Here is a 17,852-nt window from a genome sequence, read left to right as displayed (position 1 = left end):
CTCCCATCAACTCATCGCAACGGATGCGGCAGATCGCGCGGCCGCAGCTGCGCGATCCCCGCAAGTCAGGCTAGACACCACCCGGAATCGGCAGCACCGGCATGATCTCGACCCGCTCGCCCGGGAAGATCGCAAAATGCGGATGGTCCACGAACATCTTCGCCGCATCCTCATGCGAGGCTGCGCGGACCACGCTGAACGCGCCCATCTCGTTGGCGATGTCGTTGATGCCGCCCTTGTCGACCCGCTTGGTCTTGCCGAGCGGACCGCCCAACGCGACGATCGCGTCCTTGTGCTGTTCGACCCAGGCATGCCACGCCATCATGCCCTGCCGTCCCCGGGCGTTGCGCTCGGCCTCCGGCAGCGCCTCCCAGTCCTTCGCGGCCTGGCTCGTCTTGCTGCCGAGAAACACGGCCAAATAGGTGTTGCTGTTGTCGCTCATTGCACGTCCTCCCTGTTGAAAATGAACTGATCAGGCTCGCCCGGCATGCGGCAGCTCGGCAAAGCCGGCCAGCGCCTGCTGCACATCGTCGGAGAAGTCGGCCATCTCCTGCACCTGGCGAATTTCGATGATCTCGTTGTCGGACGCCGGGCATTGCCTGGCCCAGGCGATCGCCTCCTCGCGCGAGCCGACCTCGATCATCCAGAAGCCCCCGAGCACCTCCTTGGCCTCGGCGAACGGACCGTCGGTGACGACCGGCTTGCCGCCGGGGAACGACACCCGCGCGCCCATTGACGGCGGATGCAGCCCCTCCAGCGTGATCAGCACGCCAGCCTCCTTTAGCGTCTCGTTGTAGCGCATCATCGCCGCGGCTCGTTCGGGATCGAGCGGCACATCCGGCGGCGCGTTCTCGTAACCGAGCGGGATCATCAGCATCATGAATCGCATCACGTCTGCTCCTGGCCTGATTGCGTGACGGTCAGCCGTTCCCCGCCAGCGCGCGCAGCCGGTCCTCCTGCGCGCGCAATTCAGGCGTCAATGCCTCGCCGAAATCCTCCGCGGCGTAGATCCGGCGGATCTCCACCTGGCCGCTCGGGAACGGCGCACGCGTCATGGCGTCGATCACCTGATCGAGCGAAGCCGCCTTGATGATCCAGTAGCCTCCGACGAGATCGCCGGTGTCCTTGAACGGGCCGTGCGCCACGCGAGGCTCGCCGGCGGAGAAATCGATGCGCGCGCCCCTGGCGGTGGGATGCAGGCCCTCACCCGTCTCCATCATGCCGGCCTTGATCAGTCCCTCGTTGAACCGGCCCATCTCGGCGAATTCCTCTGATGTCGGCAGCACGCCCGCTTCCGAGTCCTGCGTCGCCTTCACGATCGCCATGAACCGCATGATCACTCTCTCCCTGCTGCCGCGGCAGGTCTCCCTGCTCTCCTCAGCAAGACGATCGGCAACCATGCCCGCCGACAGGGGCTGTGCAATTATTTTCGTCGAGAGGCACCCTCAGCCGGGCTCGCCGGGGAACATGTGGAAATAGGGCTCGGCCTCGGTGAGGACACGCGCGACGGAGGGGCGCGCCTTGAGGCGTTCGAGATAGGCCGGCACCCTCGCCAGCTCGCCACCGAACGGCTCCACCCTCTCAGCGTAGAACAATGCCGGCAGGGCCGCGCAATCGGCCAGCGTGAAGTGCTCGCCCATCGCCCAGCCGGCCGCCGGCAGCTCCGCCTCGAGCATCGCGTAGGACGTCCGCAGCCGCGTCCTCGCCTCGGCGACGCCGAACGGATCGCGCGCATCGCCCGGCCGCAACCGGTCGAACACGACAGTCTGCGTCGGCATGTGCAGATAGAGATCGAGAAAACGATCGCGCAACCGAGTCCGTAAGCCAAGATCCGGCTCGTCCGGAATGAAGCGCGTCGTCCCCACAAAATGCTGGTCGAGATATTCGATGATGATGCTCGATTCCGGAATCGTGCGCTGCCGCACCTCGTCGCGCAGCACCGGAAACTTTCCGACCGGCCAAAGCTTCAGAAACGCGGCGCGGTCGTTCGCATCGCCCAGATTGACCAGTTTCGGCGAGAACGGAACGTCGTTCTCATAGAGCGCGATCAGCACCTTCCAGCAGAACGAGGAGAGAGGGTGATAGTAGATGGTGAGGGACATGGTTGCTCCTGATGCGTGTCATGAGGCCTGCGCTATGAGGTAAATCTCGCCCGCCACCGGCGGTGCGCTCCCTCTCCCCGTTCTCCACGGGGGCGCGACGAGCTTCGCTCGCGCTGAGAGGGTTGGGGTGAGGGGCAGCCGCACGGGAAGTGTTTGTTGATGGACCTGTACCCCTCACCCGGATCGCATCTTGAGATGCGATCCGACCTCTCCCCGCAGGCGGGGCGAGGTACACCGCGGACGCGGCATCGGGGTCGCACCTCAATGACATTAGGTCCAGCACCCGTGACAGACGGCAAACCGCTAAAGGATGCTCTTACTTCTCCCGCGCCGGCACATAGCGCACGATCACCACACCGCTCGACAAGGCGCGGCTGTCGATCAACCGCAGCTTGATCGCCTGCCCCGGCTTGAACAGCGGCGCGCCGTGGCCGAGCACGCGCGGATTGATCGCGATCCGGTACTCGTCGATCAGATCATGCGCCATCAGCGTCGCGGCGAAATCCGCGCTGCCGAACAGGAACAGCTCCTTGGCGGTGTCCCTCTTGAGCCTGTCGATCTCCGCCGCAGGCTGCCGGCCCAGGAGGTGCGCATTCGACCATGCGAGATCGGACAGTTTGCGGGAGGCGACATATTTCGGGATCGCATTCATGAACTCGGCGATCACGCTCTGCTGCGTCGGCCAATAGCCCGCCATGAGATCATAGGTCACCCGGCCAAATACCAGGCCGCCCGCCTCCTGCAGCTGCGCCTCGGAGAACTGCTCCAGCTCGGGCCCCCAGACGTCCTCATGCCAGGAGATGTCGCCGCTCGCGCCCGCGACCATGCCGTCGAGCGTCATCATGTTCCACATCACCAGCCTCGCCACGGGCCACCTCCCAAACTGCTTTTATTTTGCAAGCAGTTGGAGGATGCCCAGACCGATGCGATATTGCAAGCAGTTTGTTTCCGACCGTTCCCACGAGATCTCGATGTCCGACCCTCAGCGCTCCGGCTGCCCGATCAACCTCACGCTCGAAGTGGTCGGCGACAAATGGAGTCTGCTGATCATCCGCGACATGATGTTCGGCAATCGCCGGCACTACCGCGAGCTGCTCGGCGGCTCCCAGGAAGGCATCTCCTCGAACATCCTCGCCGACCGGCTGAAGACGCTGCTCGCCGCGGGCATCATCAGCCGCCAGGACGATCCGAGCCACAAGCAGAAGGGCATCTATTCCCTGACCGAGCAGGGCATCGAGCTGCTGCCGATCCTCGCCCAGATGGCCGGATGGGGTTACAGATATCTTCCGGTATCAGAGGAGCTCGGCATCCGCGCCCGGCTGCTGATGGAGGGCGGACCGAAAATGTGGGCCGAGTTCATGGATGAGCTGCGCGAGATCCATCTCGGCGTGAAGATGCGCAAGAAAGCAGGACCCAGCGTCGGCGAGCGACTCCAGGCGGCGTATCAGAAGGTGGTCGCCGACAACAAGGCCGCGGCGGGCAAGGCTTGATCCGACGCGCGTTGCGGACTCGCGCCGGCCTGCCCCGTGATTCCGGGGCAAGGCCGCAGGCCTTGAACCCGGAATCTCGATCTGGTCTCGCGTTCGTTCTCAACAAACTCGAGATTCCGGGTTCAATCGTCAACACGCCAGCGTGTTGACGATTGCCCCGGAATGACGGTGACAACAACTGCTCAGCTCTCTGAGAGCAGTCAACCTTTGCCTTGATGGCAGGCACGCGCCGCTTGCGACTCAGAACGCCGTATTGTCCGCCCGATAGCGTGACGATTTGCGCGTCGGCCGTTCGGGCATTTGCTCGAGCTGCGCGATCGGGCGGCGATACGTCTCCGCGCGCCGCAGCCAGCCCGCTTCCCAGACGCGGTTGGACGGCAGATTGCGGACGCGCTGCTGCAGCACGACCTGCACCGCGTCGGAATATTCGGCGAGCACCACCTTCGGCTCCGTCGTCGTGCCGTTCATCTTGAGCAGCACCTGCTTCAGACCCCAGCCCTGGCGCTGCCCGGTCTCCTTGTCCACCGCCGTCTCGGAGGGGTTGGTGCCCTCGCCCTTGAAGTTGATGTAGTCGATCAGCGGATACAGATCCTCCGAGGCGCGGACGACGCGCGAATATTGCGCGACGATGTGCTCGCGCTCGGCCCCGTCGGGCGTGTTGGCGAGGATCTTGTCCATGGCGCCTTGCGCACGCGCCACCAGGAACTGGGTCTGCTCCGCCATCGTGTCGAGCAGGAACTGGCGCAGCTGCTTCATCTGCGGCGAATTGAAATTGCGCTTGAAGTCGGCCCGGCTGGTCCACGGACAGGCCGGGACCGGTGTCTTGTCCAGCCACGCCGGCAGCGGCGTCTTGCCCTTGCGCAGAAACGCGACCAGCCCGGGGAAGCCTTCTTCATAAGGCGGCTTCGCGGTGGCTGGGTACCAGATGAAGTGTCCGATCCCCAGCGAGGCGAATTCCTCGCCGGCATTCCAGGAGGTGATCGCGTCGCGCCGGCCGCCGGCTTCGTTGAGCCAGATCTTGCGCCCGATCATCTGCGCCACATCCGGCGGCAGCATCCGTTGCGGAACGGTGAGGTTCTTGCCGTCCTTGGTGTCGCGCGCCGCCGTCCTGGTGTCGGTCTTGTTCGTGTCGATCTTGTTCGTGTCGGTCTTTTTCGTGTCGGTCTTGCGCTCGGCCGTCACCGGCTTCGCGGGCTCGGTCGACGGAACGACGAGTTTGGGAGCGGGCGCCTGTGCCTCGGCCGGGCGTCCCACCGTCTCCGGTTCTGCCTTCTGGGACTCCGGCTTTTGCGACTCGGCCTTCTGCGGTTCAGCCTTTTGCGATTCGGCCTTTTGCGGTTCGGCCTTGGCGTCCGCCTTCTGCGGCTCGGGTTTCAACGGCTCTGTCTTCTGCGGCTGAGGCGCTTGCGCGGCCTGCTCCGTCGCAGCCGGTTTCACGGCAACCGGGCCGTCTGCCGCAAAGGCGGCGCCCTGCGCCGTCAGACCCACCATGACGACGCAGGACAGCAGCAACGCGCGCCGCGCGCGCAGCACGCCGGCAGGCCGACGCACCGGCTGCTCCGTGCTCCACGAGAGGGATGTGATTCGCTGGCTGATGACGTGACCGCGCATATCGATTCTACCGAGACTTTGACTTTACGCTACCAGCTCGGGGCTCGTCCAAGAGAGAACCCCGCGCACACGACCCGACGGGCAAATCAGCCGGGGAGATACGCTCGCCGCCGGCACGGACTGCCCCTTTGGAAGCCTTTGCGCCCCTTGGCGCGCCATCGATCCCGTTGCGCCAGGAAACTTGTTTCGTGAAGACTTTCAAGCCGATCACCCTTGTCCAGTCCTTCCCGTTAACAAATTCTTCTTTCTTTTTTTCAGAATTCATGCTCTCTTAGCCACGTCCTGTTCCCGATCGAGAGGGACGTTTCGCGGTCGTCACGAACGTGGGGAGCGGGATGCGGTGGACGCGTCGATGTTGCAGCGTGGAGCATGATTCGGAACCGGAGAGCGTTGACGCACATTGCGCCACAGCTTTCTGACGAGATCATGCTCAGAAGTAGACACGCAGACGAACAACGCGGCGCGTACGGCGAAATCGTGTGGTCCTGGCATCCCGAAGCTGATGCCGTGTCCGATGCGTGTGCGCATTGTGGCGGAAACGGGGGCAAGACAGCCGGTCCCCGGGGAGAGCACGTATAAGCCATCAGCCCATCGTGCAGGGAAGGCCGGGATGTCTCAGCCGAACCTGTGGTTCCTGCCCCGTGCATCTCTTCCGCACGGGGACCATGGGGGCGGCGAGCTCCCGGTCTTCCCTGCTCCCTCCGATCGCGAGGGACACAGATACCAGCAACACTCGAGCGCTCCCGCGCTGCGAGAACGCGAGCTGCTGCGGCAGTTACTACCCTTGGCTGTTTGACAACGCTCGCGAACTTCGCTGCGCTGTCGGCATTCCATAAGCTGGATTTAACGCACACTGAGGATTTGTGACGGCCTTCACAGCTGCTCCGCGCAGCGCGTGCTAGGAGCCACAACGAGCAAGAGCCGGGCCGCCGGCCGGAGGAGGCGATTGCCGTGACGGAATCACTGAGGACGACGCCGAGCGACAAGGTCGCCCTGATCACAGGGGCGGCGCGCGGCATCGGGCTTGCGACCGCCAAGCGATTCCTGCAGGAGGGCTGGCGCGTCGCGCTGCTCGACATCGAGACCAAGCTGCTCGACGAAGCCACTTTTGCGCTCAAATCTCCCGAGCGAACGCTGGCGTTGCACTGTGACGTTTCGGATGCAGCGACGGTCGCCGACGCGCTGGAGCGGATCGCCGGACGATTCGGCCGCCTCGATGCGCTGGTGAACAATGCCGGCGTCGCCCGCTTCGCGCCGATCATGGAGACCAGCGAGACCGACTGGCAGCGCATTCTCGACGTCAATCTGACCGGACCGTTCCTGTGCACGCGCGCGGCCGTGCCATTGATGCGCGAGCATGGCGGCGGCGCCATCGTCAACATCACCTCGATCTCGGCCGTGCGTGCCTCGACCTTGCGCTCAGCCTACGGCACCAGCAAGGCGGCTCTGGCGCATCTCACCAAACAGCTCGCGGTCGAGCTTGCCTCCGCCGGCATCCGCGTCAACGCCGTGGCGCCCGGCCCGGTCGAAACCGCGATGGCCAAGGCGGTGCATACGCCGGAGATTCGCGCGGACTATCACGACGCCATTCCGCTCAACCGGTACGGGCTTGAAGAGGAGCTGGCGGAAGCCATCTTCTTCCTGAGCTCGGAGCGGTCGAGCTACATCACGGGCCAGGTGCTCGCGGTGGACGGCGGTTTCGACGCGGCCGGAATTGGACTGCCGACCTTGCGAGGTCAACGCAGGAACGCATGAGGACGACGATGCCGAGCCGGCTGCGGATCATCCTGACCTTGCTGCTCGCGGCCGCGTTGTGGGTGATCGCAACCATGCTGGCGCGGGCGGATGTCCGCATCATCTCCTCGCCCGGCGGCGAGGTCGGATCGTTCCTCACATTGTTCGAGAAGGTGCGCGCCTCCGGCGAGCGCGTCGTGATCGACGGCCCTTGTTTGTCCGCCTGCACGCTGGTGCTGAGCGTCGTGCCCGAGGAGCGCATCTGCGTGACGCGGCGCGCCGCGCTCGGCTTTCACGCCGCGCGCTCGGTCGATCGCCGCGGCCGCATCTATGCAGAGCCCGAGGCCTCGAAGCTGGTGCTGCAGACCTATCCCGCGCCGGTGCGCAGCTGGATCGAGCGCCGCGGCGGACTGACGTCGCGGCTGCTGCTGCTGCGCGGGCGCGATCTGAAGGCGATGTACCCCTCGTGCCGCTAGCGGCGTCAGGCCTCGTAGCCGTCAGCCGGGGAATTGATCATCCAGGGGATGCCGAAGCGATCGACGCCCATGCCGAAGCCCTTCGACCAGAAGGTCTTGCCGAACGGCATGGTGATCGCACCGCCCTCGAGCAGCGCGTTGAACTTGCGTTCGGCCTCGGCCGGATCGGCGATCTGGAGCGAGACCGAGATGCCGTTCGGCTTGCCTTGATAATATTCGGGCGGCGAGTCCGAGGCCATCACGACATCGCCCGCGATCGAGAAGCGGACGTGCATGATCCGGTCCTTGTGCTCCGGCGCCGACGGCATTTCCGGCGGCGCTTCGCCATAGCGCATCATCATGTCGACCTTGGCGCCGAGCACCTCGCCATAGAGCTTGAGGGCCTGCTCGCAATCGCCATTGAACGTGAGATAGGGACAGATCATCGACATCCTCCTTGGTTGAAATCAACGCAGCGGCAGCAACGCGCGCAGCCGGCGGTCGCGCAGCCACAACCCGCCCCACACCATCAGTCCGAGATAGAGGCCGAACAGCACGTGGCTGAACAGCGGACTGCCGGTGCGGACATGCGAGGCGATGGCGCCGCCGAGATAGCCGGTGAGCAGGATCGCGCCGAGCAGCGAGGTCGCCGGCAGCGCATAGAGCACGGTGCAGAGCAGCGTAATCAGCCCGAGCGTGCGCGCGAGGCCGTCGCTGCCGCCATAGCCCATCTGATCCATCGTCTGGGTGACGACATCGAGCGGGATGAGCTTGATCGCGCCGTCGAACAGCAGGAACGCGATCACCAGCCCGCTCAGGATGCGGCCGCCCCACAATTCGGCGCGCGAGACCGGCTGGTCCAAGGTGATCGTCGACATTCCAAGCTCCTCCCATGATGCTGCTCCAAGGACGATGGAGGCCTCACTCCGCCGACACGAACGCAGACAATTTTCGCGCCGATCTCAGCCCGGCATCATTGTCCTGCCCGGGCCTGCGCAGTCGCGCCGTCGCGCATCAGCCGATCGAGCTGCATGCGGATATGGGCCGCCTCCGCCGAGCTGTGCGCCAGCGCGATGGCGCGGTCGAACGCCGTTCGCGCCTCGTCGTTGCGCCCGAGCTGCATCAACAACCCGCCGCGCACGCCGAAGAAGTAGAAATAGTTGGCAAGGCGTCCCTCCAGCGGCGCGATCAGGTCGAGCGCAGCCTGCGCGCCGCGCACCTTGGAGACAGCGACCGCACGATTGAGCGTCACGACCGGCGACGGCTGCACCACTTCGAGCGCGCCATACAGCAGGTCGATCTGGGTCCAGTCGGTGTCCTCAGGCCTCGCCGCGCGCGCATGCAGCGCCGCGATCGCCGCCTGGATCTGATAGGGACCGCTGCGCCGATGCCGCATCGCCTTGTCGATCAGCGCCAGGCCTTCGGCGATCAGCGGCTGATTCCACAGCGTGCGGTCCTGGTCGTCCAGCAGGATCGGCAAGCCCTCCGCATCGAAGCGCGCCGCGCTGCGGGCGTGCTGCAACAGCAGCAAGGCCGTCAGCCCCATGATCTCCGGCTCGCCCGGAAACAGCCGCAGCAGCAGCCGCGCCAGCCGGATCGCCTCCTCGGAGAGCGGCTGGCGCAACGCGGCCGTCTCGCCGCTTGCGGAATAGCCCTCGTTGAAGACGAGATAGATCATGGCGGCGACCGCCATCAACCGTTCGGACCGCTCCACCGCGCCCGGCGTCTCGAACGGCACGTCGGCCTGCGCGACGCGCGCCTTGGCGCGGGTGATGCGCTGCTCCATGGCGGCCTCGCTGACCAGGAAGGCGCGGGCGATCTGCTTGACCGTCAGGCCGGAGACGACGCGCAGCGCCAGCGCGATCTGCTGCGTCGCCGGCAGCTCCTTGTGGCAGCAGATGAACAGCAGGCGCAGGATGTCGTCGCGATAATGCGAGCCGTCGAGCCGGTCGGCGACCGCACTCTCGGCGTCGCCGAGATCGGAAATGGCCTCGTCCTCCGGCAACGGCTGCTCGCGGCGGGTGCGCCTGACATCGTCGATCGCAGCGTTGCGCCCGACCATGATCAGCCACGCCGCCGGATCGCGCGGCGGCCCGTTCTGCGGCCAGCTCTTCAGCGCGCGCAGGCAGGCGTTCTGAAACGCCTCCTCCGCGGTGTCGAGGTCACGAAAATAGCGCAGCAAGGCGCCGACGGCCTGGGGGCGAGCTGATGTCAGGGCTGCATCGATCCAGGCCGCGTCGCTCATGCCAGCGCCCCACCTGGCCGGAAGGTGCCGACGGGACGGATCTCGTAGGAGCCGCCGGGATTGGCCTCGCCGAGCTCGCGCGCGACGTCGAGCGCCTCGTCGAGATTGGCGCAATCGACGAGATAGAAGCCGAGCAGCTGCTCCTTGGTCTCGGCATAGGGACCATCGAGCACCAGCGGCGGATCCTCCTTGCGCAAGGTCGTTGCCGCCGTGGTCGGCAGCAGCCGCGCCACCGGCCCGAGCCGGCCCTGCTTGGCGAGCCGCTCCTGGATCACCGCGAGCTTGGCCATGACAGCTGCATCCTGGTCCTTGCTCCAGGCGCAAACGACATCCTCATCGTGATAGCAAAGCAGCGCATACAGCATCGGCAGGCCTCTCCCTTCGTCTCCAAGACGGCGGAGTATGCCTGGAGCCGACAGGCCCGCGAACAATTTTCGCGGGTTCCGCCGGCAGGAACGGCACACCTACCAGGAGATGCCGTACTTGGCCGCGATGTTGCGCGCACGCGTCTCCTGGGCGCTTTCGCGCGGCTGCTTGGCCCGGCCGGCCTGCCGCTGCGACTGGCCCTGCCCCTGCCCTTGCCCCTGCCCTTGGCCTTGTCCCTGTGCTTGGCCCTGTCCTTGACCGGCGGCGCTCTGGCCACCCTGCTGGCCGGCGCCCTGCGCCATGCCCGAGGCGCCACCACCCTGCTGACCGCCGCCCTTGCCGATGGAGATGCCGTTGGCCGACAGGATCGAGCCGACGTCGATGGTCTGGGCCTGGGCTTGGGCCGAGGCGGACGCGATGGCCAGAACGGCCGCGAGAAGCAATTTGCGCATGACGATGTCTCCGTGTTGATGACCGGAGATTGGCCTGTCCGCGCGATCTGGTATGTGGAGCAGATCACGCAAGCTCAGAGGACCCTGCAATGACCAAAGGCGCGCTGGCGCTCCTGATCCATGGCGGCACCGACAATTGGTCGCCGCAGCGCTGGAAGGCGCGTTTCGACGACGTCTGCGGCGACCGGCCCGTGGTGCTGCTGCCGGATGCGAGCCTCGATCCGGCCGACGTGCACTACGCCGCGGTGTGGAAGCCGGTGCCCGGCGAGCTCGCCGGCTTTCCGAACCTGCGCGTCATCTTCAACCTCGGCGCCGGCGTCGACGCGCTGATGGCCGACAAGTCCCTGCCGAGCGTACCGCTGGTGCGCGTGGCCGTCGACGATCTCACGCAGCGGATGACCGAATGGGTCGTGCTCCACGTGCTGATGCATCATCGCCAGGAGCTGTATCTGCGGGAGTCGCAGCGGGTGAAGCGCTGGGCGCCGAAATATCAGTGGCCGGCAGCTGCCATCAATGTCGGCGTTCTCGGGCTCGGCACGCTCGGGATCGACGCAGCCGAGGTGCTCAAGCGCATCGGCTTCCAGGTCGCCGGCTGGAGCCGCAGCGACAAGCAGGTCGATGGCATCGAGACCTTCCACGGCGCGGCACAGCTCGACGCGTTCCTGGCGCGGACCGATATCCTGGTGTCGCTGCTGCCGCTGACGCCGGATACGCGCGGCATTCTCGACCGCAGGATGTTCACGAGGCTCCGGCGCTCTTCCCCGCTCGGCGCGCCGATCATGATCAACGCCGGCCGCGGCGGCCTGCAGAACGAGGCCGACATTCTCGCCTGCCTCGACGACGGCACGCTCGGCGCCGTCTCGCTCGACGTGTTCGGCCAGGAGCCGCTGCCGGCCGACAGCCCGTTCTGGCCCCATCCAAAGGTGGTGCTGACGCCGCACAATGCCGCCGACACCGACGCCGACGCGATTTCGCGCTATGTGGGCGAACAGATCGCGGCCTTCGAGGCCGGCGGCGCGCTGCGCAACCTGGTCGATCGCGTCAGGGGGTACTGAGGCGTCACTTGCCGCCCAGCATCACATCGATCGCACCGGCGACGATCGCCTCCAGCTCCTTCCGCGGCACCCGCGCCCGGGCGCGGACCGCAATGGAGTGGATCGTCGCCGACGCCAGCTGCGCCAGCACCGCGGGATCGGCGTTCTCAGCCAGCTCGCCCTTCTCCTTGGCGCGCCGGAAGCAATGCCCAAACGCCTTGTCGAGCTCGGTCAGCGCATTCTGCACCATGGCGCGGATATCGGGATCGGCGACCGCTTCCGAGCCCGCCGTCATCACCGTGAAGCAGCCGCGCGGCCCCTCCTCGCCGGACAGATAGATGTCGAGCGCCGAGGCGAAGATCTGCTCGAGCTGCCGCCGCACCGGCCAGTCGTTGCGGAAGATGTCGCCCATCAGGGCGCGCGCGTTGTCGCGGTAGCGCTGATAGCTTTTGATATAGAGCTCGCGCTTGTCGCCGAACGCGCCATAGAGGCTCGGCCGGTTCATGCCCGTGGCGGCGCTGAGATCATCGAGCGAGGTCGCCGCGAACCCGGTTGTCCGGAACAGATCGAGCGCCTTGCCGAGCGCGACCTCCGGTTCATAGGCACGCGGCCGCCCGCGCCGCTTCGGCTCGGCGGCCGCTGCTTCCTTCTTATGCGGAGGGTCGCCATTCGGCGGCCCTTTCTTTTTTTGTACCATTTCGCACTAAATTCCTTGGCCCGCGTTATATTATGCAAGACAGTATAAAAATCAATCAACGCTCCAATAGGGAGCCCCAGGGAGACGTCCAATGGACCTGTATTTCTCGCCACTCGCCTGTTCGCTCGCCACGCGCATCGCGCTCTACGAAGCCGGCGCGCAGGCAAACTATCTCGAGGTTGATCCGAAGACGAAGATCGTGCGCAAGGACGGCTCGGACTTCCGCACCGTCAATCCGCTCGGCCTCGTTCCCACGCTTCGTACCGATGACGGCGAGCTGCTGACCGAGAACGCCGCCATTCTTCAATACGTCGCCGACCGTTTCGCCGCCGCGAAGCTCGGCACCGGGCCCGGCATGGACCGCAGCCGGCTGCATCAATGGCTGTGCTTCATCGGCACCGAGCTTCACAAGGGCTTGTTCATTCCAATCCTCGACAGGACCGCGCCCGAGGAGATGAAGGTCCATGTCCTCAAGAAGAACCTGTCGCGGCTCGATCATCTCGACACTCATCTTGATGACCGCGAGTTTCTGCTCGATCATTTCACCGTCGCCGATGCCTATCTCGTGACCGTGATCAACTGGACGATGGCCACGCCGCCGATCGAGCTCGCCAAATGGCCGGCGGTGAAAGCCTACTACGAGCGTCTGCGCGCGCGGCCGTCGATCGCACGCGCCATTGCCGAGGAGTTCGAACTCTACAAGGCGGAACTCGCGCGGCACAAGGCCGCGGCATAGACGCGCACGAGTCTCATCTCCCTCTGCCGGGGAGATGAGACCTCTGCAAGGAAGGCGAACCTGCGTTCAATGAACACCACTCCACCGCGCCGAACGCTTGACCGCGAAGAGTTCGGGTTGCAATCCTCGAATCGCAGGAGGATTGCAGGTGGCAGGAACATCCGTACGAGACCGATTGCTGGCGGACCGGCGCGCGCTGCTCGATCTGGGCACGCGCAACCGGCTCGTGCACATCCCGCTCAAGACCAAGACCACCCGCACGATCGATATCGTCGGCGCACGCTCCGCGACGCTGTTCGAACTGCTCGGCGAAGGCAAGCGCTTCACCTTTCTTCCGAGCAAGACCCTGACCTCTGCGGAGCAGGAAACGGCATCGGCTCCGACGCTGCCACTTCCCCCGCCCAACGCACCGGCTGTCGACGGCGAGCAGACCAACAACGAATCGGAGACGCAAAGCCGTCCAGCCGACACACGGCTCCAGACACGCTTGTCGTCGGAGGCGCTGCAGAAGCGCCTGCTCGACATCTGGTACGACGCGCGCACGCTGGAAGAGGAACAGGGCGTCAACATCCTCTATCTCGCCTTCGGCCTGCTAAAATGGTTCGAGGACGACAAGTCGGACACCGAACGGTTCGCACCGCTCGTCCTGCTGCCCGTGCGTCTCGAGCGCAGCAGCGCAGCTGATCGGTTTCATCTGGTCTCGCGCGCCGAGCCGCCCTCGCCGAACCTCTCGCTCCAGGCCAAGCTCGACGCCGAGTTCGGATTGAAGGTCGCCGATTTCGGCGACGAGGACGATGTCGACATCGCGGCCTATCTGGCGGGCATCGCGGAGACCGTCGCCAACAAGAAGAGATGGGAAGTCAGGGCAGACGCGATCGTCCTCGGCTTCTTCTCATTCTCCAAGTTCCTGATGTATCGCGACCTCGATCCGGAAAACTGGCCTTCCGACGGCGCGCTGGACCGGCATCCGCTGATCGCGGCGCTGCTGCAGAATGGTTTCGAAGCAAGTGAGCCGATCGTCCCCGACAACGGCAAGATCGATCCCGTGATCCAGCCGATCGCGATGAACCACGTCGTCGATGCCGATTCATCGCAGGCCGTGGTGATCGAGGAGGTGGTTCGCGGCCGCGACCTCGTCGTGAAGGGACCACCGGGCACCGGCAAGTCGCAGACCATCACCAACATCATCGCCTCTGCTGCGGCCGAGGGCAAGACGGTGCTGTTCGTCGCAGAGAAGATGGCAGCGCTGGACGTCGTACACCGGCGGCTGAAGGCCGTCGGTCTTGGCTCCCTCGCGCTCGAGCTGCACTCCAACAAGGCGAACAAGCGCGTGCTGCTCGAAGAGCTGAAGCGCAGCAAATCCGCGGCGGTCCCGGTGCCGCGGGGCGAGGCAACCCTGGTCCAGCGCCTGACCGACAGTCGCGACGCTCTCAATCACCACGCCGACATGATGCACCAGCCGCATCAGCCGAGCGAGCTGACACCTTTCCGGCTGCTCGGCCACCTCGTCCGCTGCGGCGAGATATCCACCCACCCGGCGCTGCCATTGCAAGGCGCGCCGTCCTGGACTCCGCTGGACCTGGAACGACGGCGCGAGCTGATCGCAGAACTTGCCGAGCGGATTGCCGCCGACGGAGCCCCGCATCAACACCCGTGGCGCGGCGTCGGCCGTGACGCGCTGGATCCGGCCGAGATGGCGGAGCTGCGCAAGCTGCTAGGCGACACTTCAAGCCTGCTTGGACGCGTCGGGACGGGCACCTCACGCATCGGCGCTCTATTGGAGGTGCCGCTGCCGTCGACGTTGGCAGATGCTGTGGGCCTGCTGGCGTTAGCCGAAGCCACCGCCGCGATGCCGGAGAGCGACAAGGCTGCTCTTCGCGACCCGATCTGGAGCCGGCCGCAGGAGGTTGCCGACGTCGTCGACAGAGGGGTCCGCTACGCCAAACTGAAAGCCGCATTCGAATCGGCGTTCGTCGAGTCCGCCTGGGATGCCTCGATGGCCGACTGCCGCAAGGTCATTGCCGAGAAGGGCAGTTCCTGGCTGCGCATATTGAGCGCTAGCTATCGCGCACAGATGGCGCTGCTGACCTCCTATTTGAAGGTACCCATGCCGAAATCGCTCGACCAGCGCCTGCTGCTGATCGATGGTCTCATCGCCGCGCAAGCCGCGCGCAAGTCCTTCGAAGCGGTTGATAGTGCCGGCAGCGCGGCTTTCGGCACGGCCTGGCGGAAGGAGCAGTCGGACTGGGACGCGCTTGCGAAGCTGACAGCCTGGTGGAACGCCTTCCCGAAACCATTCGCGAATGACGAGACTCGTCAACGCCTGACGCAGCTGACGCTGTCCGCTGACGACCGGCAGGCGATCGATGAACTCAAGAACGATCTCACCGGCCTTCGGTCCAGCCTTCAGCGTCTGATCGATTTTCTCCAGATGGAGCCGGGCCGCATTCCGCTCGACCCCGGCGATCGGCTTCGTGTAGACGAACTATCGCAGACCCTTTCCGAGTGGCAGAGTTCGACAGAACGCCTCACCCGCTGGATCGCATTCATGGAGCGCGTCCGGCGCGCCCGCGCGGACGGTCTCACAGCGCTGGCCGACCGCACGCTGGACGGCACGCTGCCGGGCGATGCGCTGGTACAGACCTTCGACAATTCCTATTACGACGCCATGCGCGGCGTGATCTTTGCGCAGCATCCGCAGCTCAAGCGCTTCGACGGCGAATCGCATGACAGGCTGGTCGACGGCTTCCGCAAGCTCGATGTCGAGCGCATGCAGCTCGCCCGCGACCAGATCGCCCATGAGCATGCCGCGGCGCTGCCGCGCAACGCTGGCGGCATCGGTCCGCTTGGGGTGCTCAACGGCGAGCTCGCCAAGAAGCGCAATCACCTGCCCATCCGCCAACTCCTGGAGCGCGCGGGTCCGGTCATCCAGCAGATCAAGCCGATCTTCCTGATGAGCCCGCTGTCCGTCGCTCAATTCCTGAAGCCCGGCGCGATGGCGTTCGACCTGCTCGTCGTCGACGAAGCCTCCCAGATCGAGCCGGTCGATGCGCTGGGCGCAGTCGCGCGCTGCCGGCAGATGGTGGTCGTCGGCGACGAACGGCAGCTGCCGCCGACGCGCTTCTTCGCAAAGCTCACCGGAAACGATGAGGAGGACAGCGACGACGAAGATCAGCCGACCTTCCAGGTGAAGGATGCCGAGAGCATTCTCGATCTCTGTCTCGCCAAGGGTCTGTCGCACAGGATGCTGAACTGGCACTATCGCAGCAAGCACCAGTCGCTGATCGCGGTGTCGAACAAGCAGTTCTATGACAACCGGCTGTTCATCGTGCCGAGCCCCTATGACGCCGTCGCCGGGATGGGGCTGAAGTTCAACTACAACCCCGATGCGCATTACGAACGCGGCAGCAGCCGGACCAATCCGAGCGAGGCCCGGATCGTGGCGGAGGCGGTCATGCGTCATGCGCGTGAGATGCCGGAGAGAAGCCTCGGCGTGGCGACCTTCTCCGTGGCCCAGCGGCAAGCGATTCAGGACCAGCTCGAAGTCTTGCGGAAGGAGCGCCCCGACACCGAGGAGTTCTTTTCCCGCGGGACCAGCGAGCCGTTCTTCGTGAAGAACCTGGAGAACATCCAGGGCGACGAGCGCGACGTCATCTTCATCTCGATGGGCTACGGCAGGACGAAGGAGGGGTTCGTCTCGATGAGCTTCGGCCCGCTGAACTCGGACGGCGGCGAGCGTCGGCTGAACGTGCTGATCTCCCGTGCCAAGCTGCGCTGCGAGGTGTTCTCCTCGATCACCGGCGACGACATCGACCTGTCGCGCGCCAAGGGCCGCGGCATGGCGGCGCTGAAGACGTTCCTGACCTTTGCGCAGACGGGCCAGCTCGGCATCGCACAGGAGACCGGCCGCGATCCAGATTCCGTGTTCGAGGAGCAGGTCGCCGCAAAGCTGCGGGCGCTCGGCCACGATGTGAAGACCCAGATCGGCACCGCCGGCTTCTTCGTCGATCTTGCGATCGTCGATCCGGACAAGCCGGGTCGCTTCCTGCTCGGTATCGAATGCGACGGCGCGCAGTATCACGCGTCGCGATCGGCGCGTGATCGCGATCGCCTGCGACAGAACGTGCTGGAAGCGCACGGCTGGGTGCTGCATCGGATCTGGTCGACCGATTGGTTCCTGCGTCCCAAGGAGGAGACCGAGAAAGTGCTTCGCGCGATCGACGCCGCGAAGGCGCATTGGAGGGAGGTCGACGAAGGGACTGCTGCAAAGCGGCCCGAGCCTGCAGTTGGTGCCGATGTCGGCGCGCCGGAGCCGACCGACGACCGCCCTCCGGCGGTCCTCGCTCCAACGCCAATGATGGCGCCCTACGAGGAGGCCAAGCTGCGGGTACGCCGGGAGACCGAGCCGCACGAGACGTCGCTTGCCACGATGACGAAGCATGTCGTCGAGATCGTCGCCGTCGAAGGGCCGGTGCATGAATCGGAAATCATCGTCCGCATCAGGTCGGCCTGGGGCCTTGCCCGCGCCGGCAATCGCATTCGCGATGCGGTGAAAGCGGCGCTGAACGCGGCGGTCGCGAAAGGCCAGATCGCTGGAGGTCCGTTCTATGTCGTGCCCGGCCAGACGATCGTCGTGCGCAACCGCGAGGACGTACAATCGACGACCTTGCGCAAGCCCGAGATGCTGCCGCCTGATGAGATCAAGGCCGCCATATTGCAGGTCGTCGAGCAGAACTTTGGCGCCGAGGAGGACCAATTGATCCAGGCGGTCGCCCGCCTGTTCGGCTTTGGATCCACCAGCGCCCAGCTGCGCGAAGCCGTGCAGGGCGGCCTCGAGGATCTCATCGACGCCGGCGGCCTGCGTCGCGAGGGAGAGCTGCTGACCAAGCCGCAGGAGGTCTCCCCGGCCGCACCCACTTGACCGGCCAGA

18 protein-coding genes are annotated in these 17,852 nt (G+C 65.5%); 6 read left to right on the top strand and 12 right to left on the bottom strand.

Annotation, left to right across the window (positions count from 1 at the left end; all coding sequences use genetic code 11):
* Positions 1 to 70 precede the first annotated feature (70 nt).
* From NLR35_RS10415 to NLR35_RS10395, 5 genes are all read right to left on the bottom strand, one after another.
* Entirely contained in the window at positions 71 to 442 is a 372-nt protein-coding gene (locus NLR35_RS10415; RefSeq protein WP_257166464.1) for a hypothetical protein, read from the bottom strand.
* Between the two features lie 30 nt (positions 443 to 472).
* Positions 473 to 889, bottom strand: a complete 417-nt coding sequence (locus NLR35_RS10410) for a YciI family protein (protein ID WP_257166463.1) — start codon at positions 887 to 889, stop codon at positions 473 to 475.
* A 31-nt stretch (positions 890 to 920) separates the two neighbouring features.
* Positions 921 to 1,334 carry a YciI family protein gene (locus NLR35_RS10405; RefSeq protein WP_257166462.1) on the bottom strand — a complete coding sequence of 138 codons (414 nt, stop codon included), beginning with the start codon at positions 1,332 to 1,334 and terminating at the stop codon, positions 921 to 923.
* 111 nt (positions 1,335 to 1,445) lie between these two features.
* On the bottom strand, positions 1,446 to 2,102 hold the full coding sequence (locus NLR35_RS10400; protein WP_257166461.1) for a glutathione S-transferase family protein: 657 nt from the start codon (positions 2,100 to 2,102) through the stop codon (positions 1,446 to 1,448).
* 316 nt (positions 2,103 to 2,418) lie between these two features.
* Complete coding sequence (locus NLR35_RS10395) at positions 2,419 to 2,958, bottom strand: dihydrofolate reductase family protein (protein WP_257166542.1); 540 nt, start codon at positions 2,956 to 2,958, stop codon at positions 2,419 to 2,421.
* 115 nt (positions 2,959 to 3,073) lie between these two features.
* Between NLR35_RS10395 and NLR35_RS10390 the strand changes: the two genes are divergently transcribed.
* Positions 3,074 to 3,592 (top strand): helix-turn-helix domain-containing protein, encoded by a 519-nt coding sequence (locus tag NLR35_RS10390; RefSeq protein WP_257166460.1) that lies wholly within the window; start codon positions 3,074 to 3,076, stop codon positions 3,590 to 3,592.
* Positions 3,593 to 3,832: 240 nt separating this feature from the next.
* Here NLR35_RS10390 and NLR35_RS10385 read toward each other — a convergent pair whose 3' ends face one another.
* Positions 3,833 to 5,203: a hypothetical protein gene (locus tag NLR35_RS10385; protein WP_257166459.1), complete on the bottom strand. Its 1,371-nt coding sequence runs from the start codon at positions 5,201 to 5,203 to the stop codon at positions 3,833 to 3,835.
* 951 nt (positions 5,204 to 6,154) lie between these two features.
* Between NLR35_RS10385 and NLR35_RS10380 the strand changes: the two genes are divergently transcribed.
* Entirely contained in the window at positions 6,155 to 6,958 is an 804-nt protein-coding gene (locus NLR35_RS10380; RefSeq protein ID WP_257166458.1) for an SDR family oxidoreductase, read from the top strand.
* An 8-nt stretch (positions 6,959 to 6,966) separates the two neighbouring features.
* Positions 6,967 to 7,413, top strand: a complete 447-nt coding sequence (locus NLR35_RS10375) for a hypothetical protein (RefSeq protein ID WP_257166541.1) — start codon at positions 6,967 to 6,969, stop codon at positions 7,411 to 7,413.
* Between the two features lie 5 nt (positions 7,414 to 7,418).
* On the opposite strand, the gene NLR35_RS10370 is transcribed toward NLR35_RS10375, so the two are convergent.
* The 5 genes from NLR35_RS10370 to NLR35_RS10350 all read right to left on the bottom strand — a co-directional run bounded on the left by NLR35_RS10370 (position 7,419) and on the right by NLR35_RS10350 (position 10,455).
* A complete protein-coding gene (locus NLR35_RS10370) occupies positions 7,419 to 7,838 on the bottom strand; it encodes a VOC family protein (RefSeq protein WP_257166457.1) in 420 nt (139 codons plus the stop codon).
* 21 nt (positions 7,839 to 7,859) lie between these two features.
* Positions 7,860 to 8,228, bottom strand: a complete 369-nt coding sequence (locus NLR35_RS10365; RefSeq protein ID WP_257166540.1) for a DoxX family protein — start codon at positions 8,226 to 8,228, stop codon at positions 7,860 to 7,862.
* A gap of 137 nt (positions 8,229 to 8,365) precedes the next feature.
* Positions 8,366 to 9,637 carry an RNA polymerase sigma factor gene (locus NLR35_RS10360; protein WP_257166456.1) on the bottom strand — a complete coding sequence of 424 codons (1,272 nt, stop codon included), beginning with the start codon at positions 9,635 to 9,637 and terminating at the stop codon, positions 8,366 to 8,368.
* Positions 9,634 to 10,002: a YciI family protein gene (locus NLR35_RS10355; RefSeq protein WP_257166455.1), complete on the bottom strand. Its 369-nt coding sequence runs from the start codon at positions 10,000 to 10,002 to the stop codon at positions 9,634 to 9,636. The genes NLR35_RS10360 and NLR35_RS10355 overlap by 4 nt, the downstream gene beginning before the upstream one ends.
* A gap of 99 nt (positions 10,003 to 10,101) precedes the next feature.
* Positions 10,102 to 10,455, bottom strand: a complete 354-nt coding sequence (locus NLR35_RS10350; protein ID WP_257166454.1) for a hypothetical protein — start codon at positions 10,453 to 10,455, stop codon at positions 10,102 to 10,104.
* An 89-nt stretch (positions 10,456 to 10,544) separates the two neighbouring features.
* Here NLR35_RS10350 and NLR35_RS10345 point away from each other — a divergent pair, with 89 nt between their 5' ends.
* On the top strand, positions 10,545 to 11,510 hold the full coding sequence (locus NLR35_RS10345) for a glyoxylate/hydroxypyruvate reductase A (RefSeq protein WP_257166453.1): 966 nt from the start codon (positions 10,545 to 10,547) through the stop codon (positions 11,508 to 11,510).
* Positions 11,511 to 11,514: 4 nt separating this feature from the next.
* Here the strand turns inward: NLR35_RS10345 and NLR35_RS10340 are convergent, their stop codons facing one another.
* Positions 11,515 to 12,186 carry a TetR/AcrR family transcriptional regulator gene (locus NLR35_RS10340; RefSeq protein ID WP_257166452.1) on the bottom strand — a complete coding sequence of 224 codons (672 nt, stop codon included), beginning with the start codon at positions 12,184 to 12,186 and terminating at the stop codon, positions 11,515 to 11,517.
* Between the two features lie 91 nt (positions 12,187 to 12,277).
* Here NLR35_RS10340 and NLR35_RS10335 point away from each other — a divergent pair, with 91 nt between their 5' ends.
* Positions 12,278 to 12,922 carry a glutathione binding-like protein gene (locus tag NLR35_RS10335; protein WP_257166451.1) on the top strand — a complete coding sequence of 215 codons (645 nt, stop codon included), beginning with the start codon at positions 12,278 to 12,280 and terminating at the stop codon, positions 12,920 to 12,922.
* 148 nt (positions 12,923 to 13,070) lie between these two features.
* A complete protein-coding gene (locus tag NLR35_RS10330) occupies positions 13,071 to 17,843 on the top strand; it encodes a DUF3320 domain-containing protein (RefSeq protein ID WP_257166450.1) in 4,773 nt (1,590 codons plus the stop codon).
* Positions 17,844 to 17,852 lie beyond the last annotated feature (9 nt).

Origin of the sequence: Bradyrhizobium sp. SRS-191, from assembly GCF_024586915.1 — a bacterium.
In the GTDB taxonomy this organism is placed as follows: domain Bacteria; phylum Pseudomonadota; class Alphaproteobacteria; order Rhizobiales; family Xanthobacteraceae; genus Bradyrhizobium.
The sequence above is the reverse complement of the archived record's forward strand: the minus strand, read 5'-3'. Positions and strand labels throughout refer to the sequence as shown.

Excerpts from the sequence above, each read along its gene's own strand:
- NLR35_RS10415 (WP_257166464.1), bottom strand. The coding sequence starts at position 442 with ATGAGCGACAACAGCAACACCTATTTGGCCGTGTTTCTCGGCAGCAAG.
- NLR35_RS10410 (WP_257166463.1), bottom strand. The coding sequence starts at position 889 with ATGCGATTCATGATGCTGATGATCCCGCTCGGTTACGAGAACGCGCCG.
- NLR35_RS10405 (WP_257166462.1), bottom strand. The coding sequence starts at position 1,334 with ATGCGGTTCATGGCGATCGTGAAGGCGACGCAGGACTCGGAAGCGGGC.
- NLR35_RS10400 (WP_257166461.1), bottom strand. The coding sequence starts at position 2,102 with ATGTCCCTCACCATCTACTATCACCCTCTCTCCTCGTTCTGCTGGAAG.
- NLR35_RS10390 (WP_257166460.1), top strand. The coding sequence starts at position 3,074 with ATGTCCGACCCTCAGCGCTCCGGCTGCCCGATCAACCTCACGCTCGAA.
- NLR35_RS10385 (WP_257166459.1), bottom strand. The coding sequence starts at position 5,203 with ATGCGCGGTCACGTCATCAGCCAGCGAATCACATCCCTCTCGTGGAGC.
- NLR35_RS10375 (WP_257166541.1), top strand. The coding sequence starts at position 6,967 with ATGCCGAGCCGGCTGCGGATCATCCTGACCTTGCTGCTCGCGGCCGCG.
- NLR35_RS10370 (WP_257166457.1), bottom strand. The coding sequence starts at position 7,838 with ATGATCTGTCCCTATCTCACGTTCAATGGCGATTGCGAGCAGGCCCTC.
- NLR35_RS10360 (WP_257166456.1), bottom strand. The coding sequence starts at position 9,637 with ATGAGCGACGCGGCCTGGATCGATGCAGCCCTGACATCAGCTCGCCCC.
- NLR35_RS10355 (WP_257166455.1), bottom strand. The coding sequence starts at position 10,002 with ATGCTGTATGCGCTGCTTTGCTATCACGATGAGGATGTCGTTTGCGCC.
- NLR35_RS10350 (WP_257166454.1), bottom strand. The coding sequence starts at position 10,455 with ATGCGCAAATTGCTTCTCGCGGCCGTTCTGGCCATCGCGTCCGCCTCG.
- NLR35_RS10345 (WP_257166453.1), top strand. The coding sequence starts at position 10,545 with ATGACCAAAGGCGCGCTGGCGCTCCTGATCCATGGCGGCACCGACAAT.
- NLR35_RS10340 (WP_257166452.1), bottom strand. The coding sequence starts at position 12,186 with ATGGTACAAAAAAAGAAAGGGCCGCCGAATGGCGACCCTCCGCATAAG.
- NLR35_RS10335 (WP_257166451.1), top strand. The coding sequence starts at position 12,278 with ATGGACCTGTATTTCTCGCCACTCGCCTGTTCGCTCGCCACGCGCATC.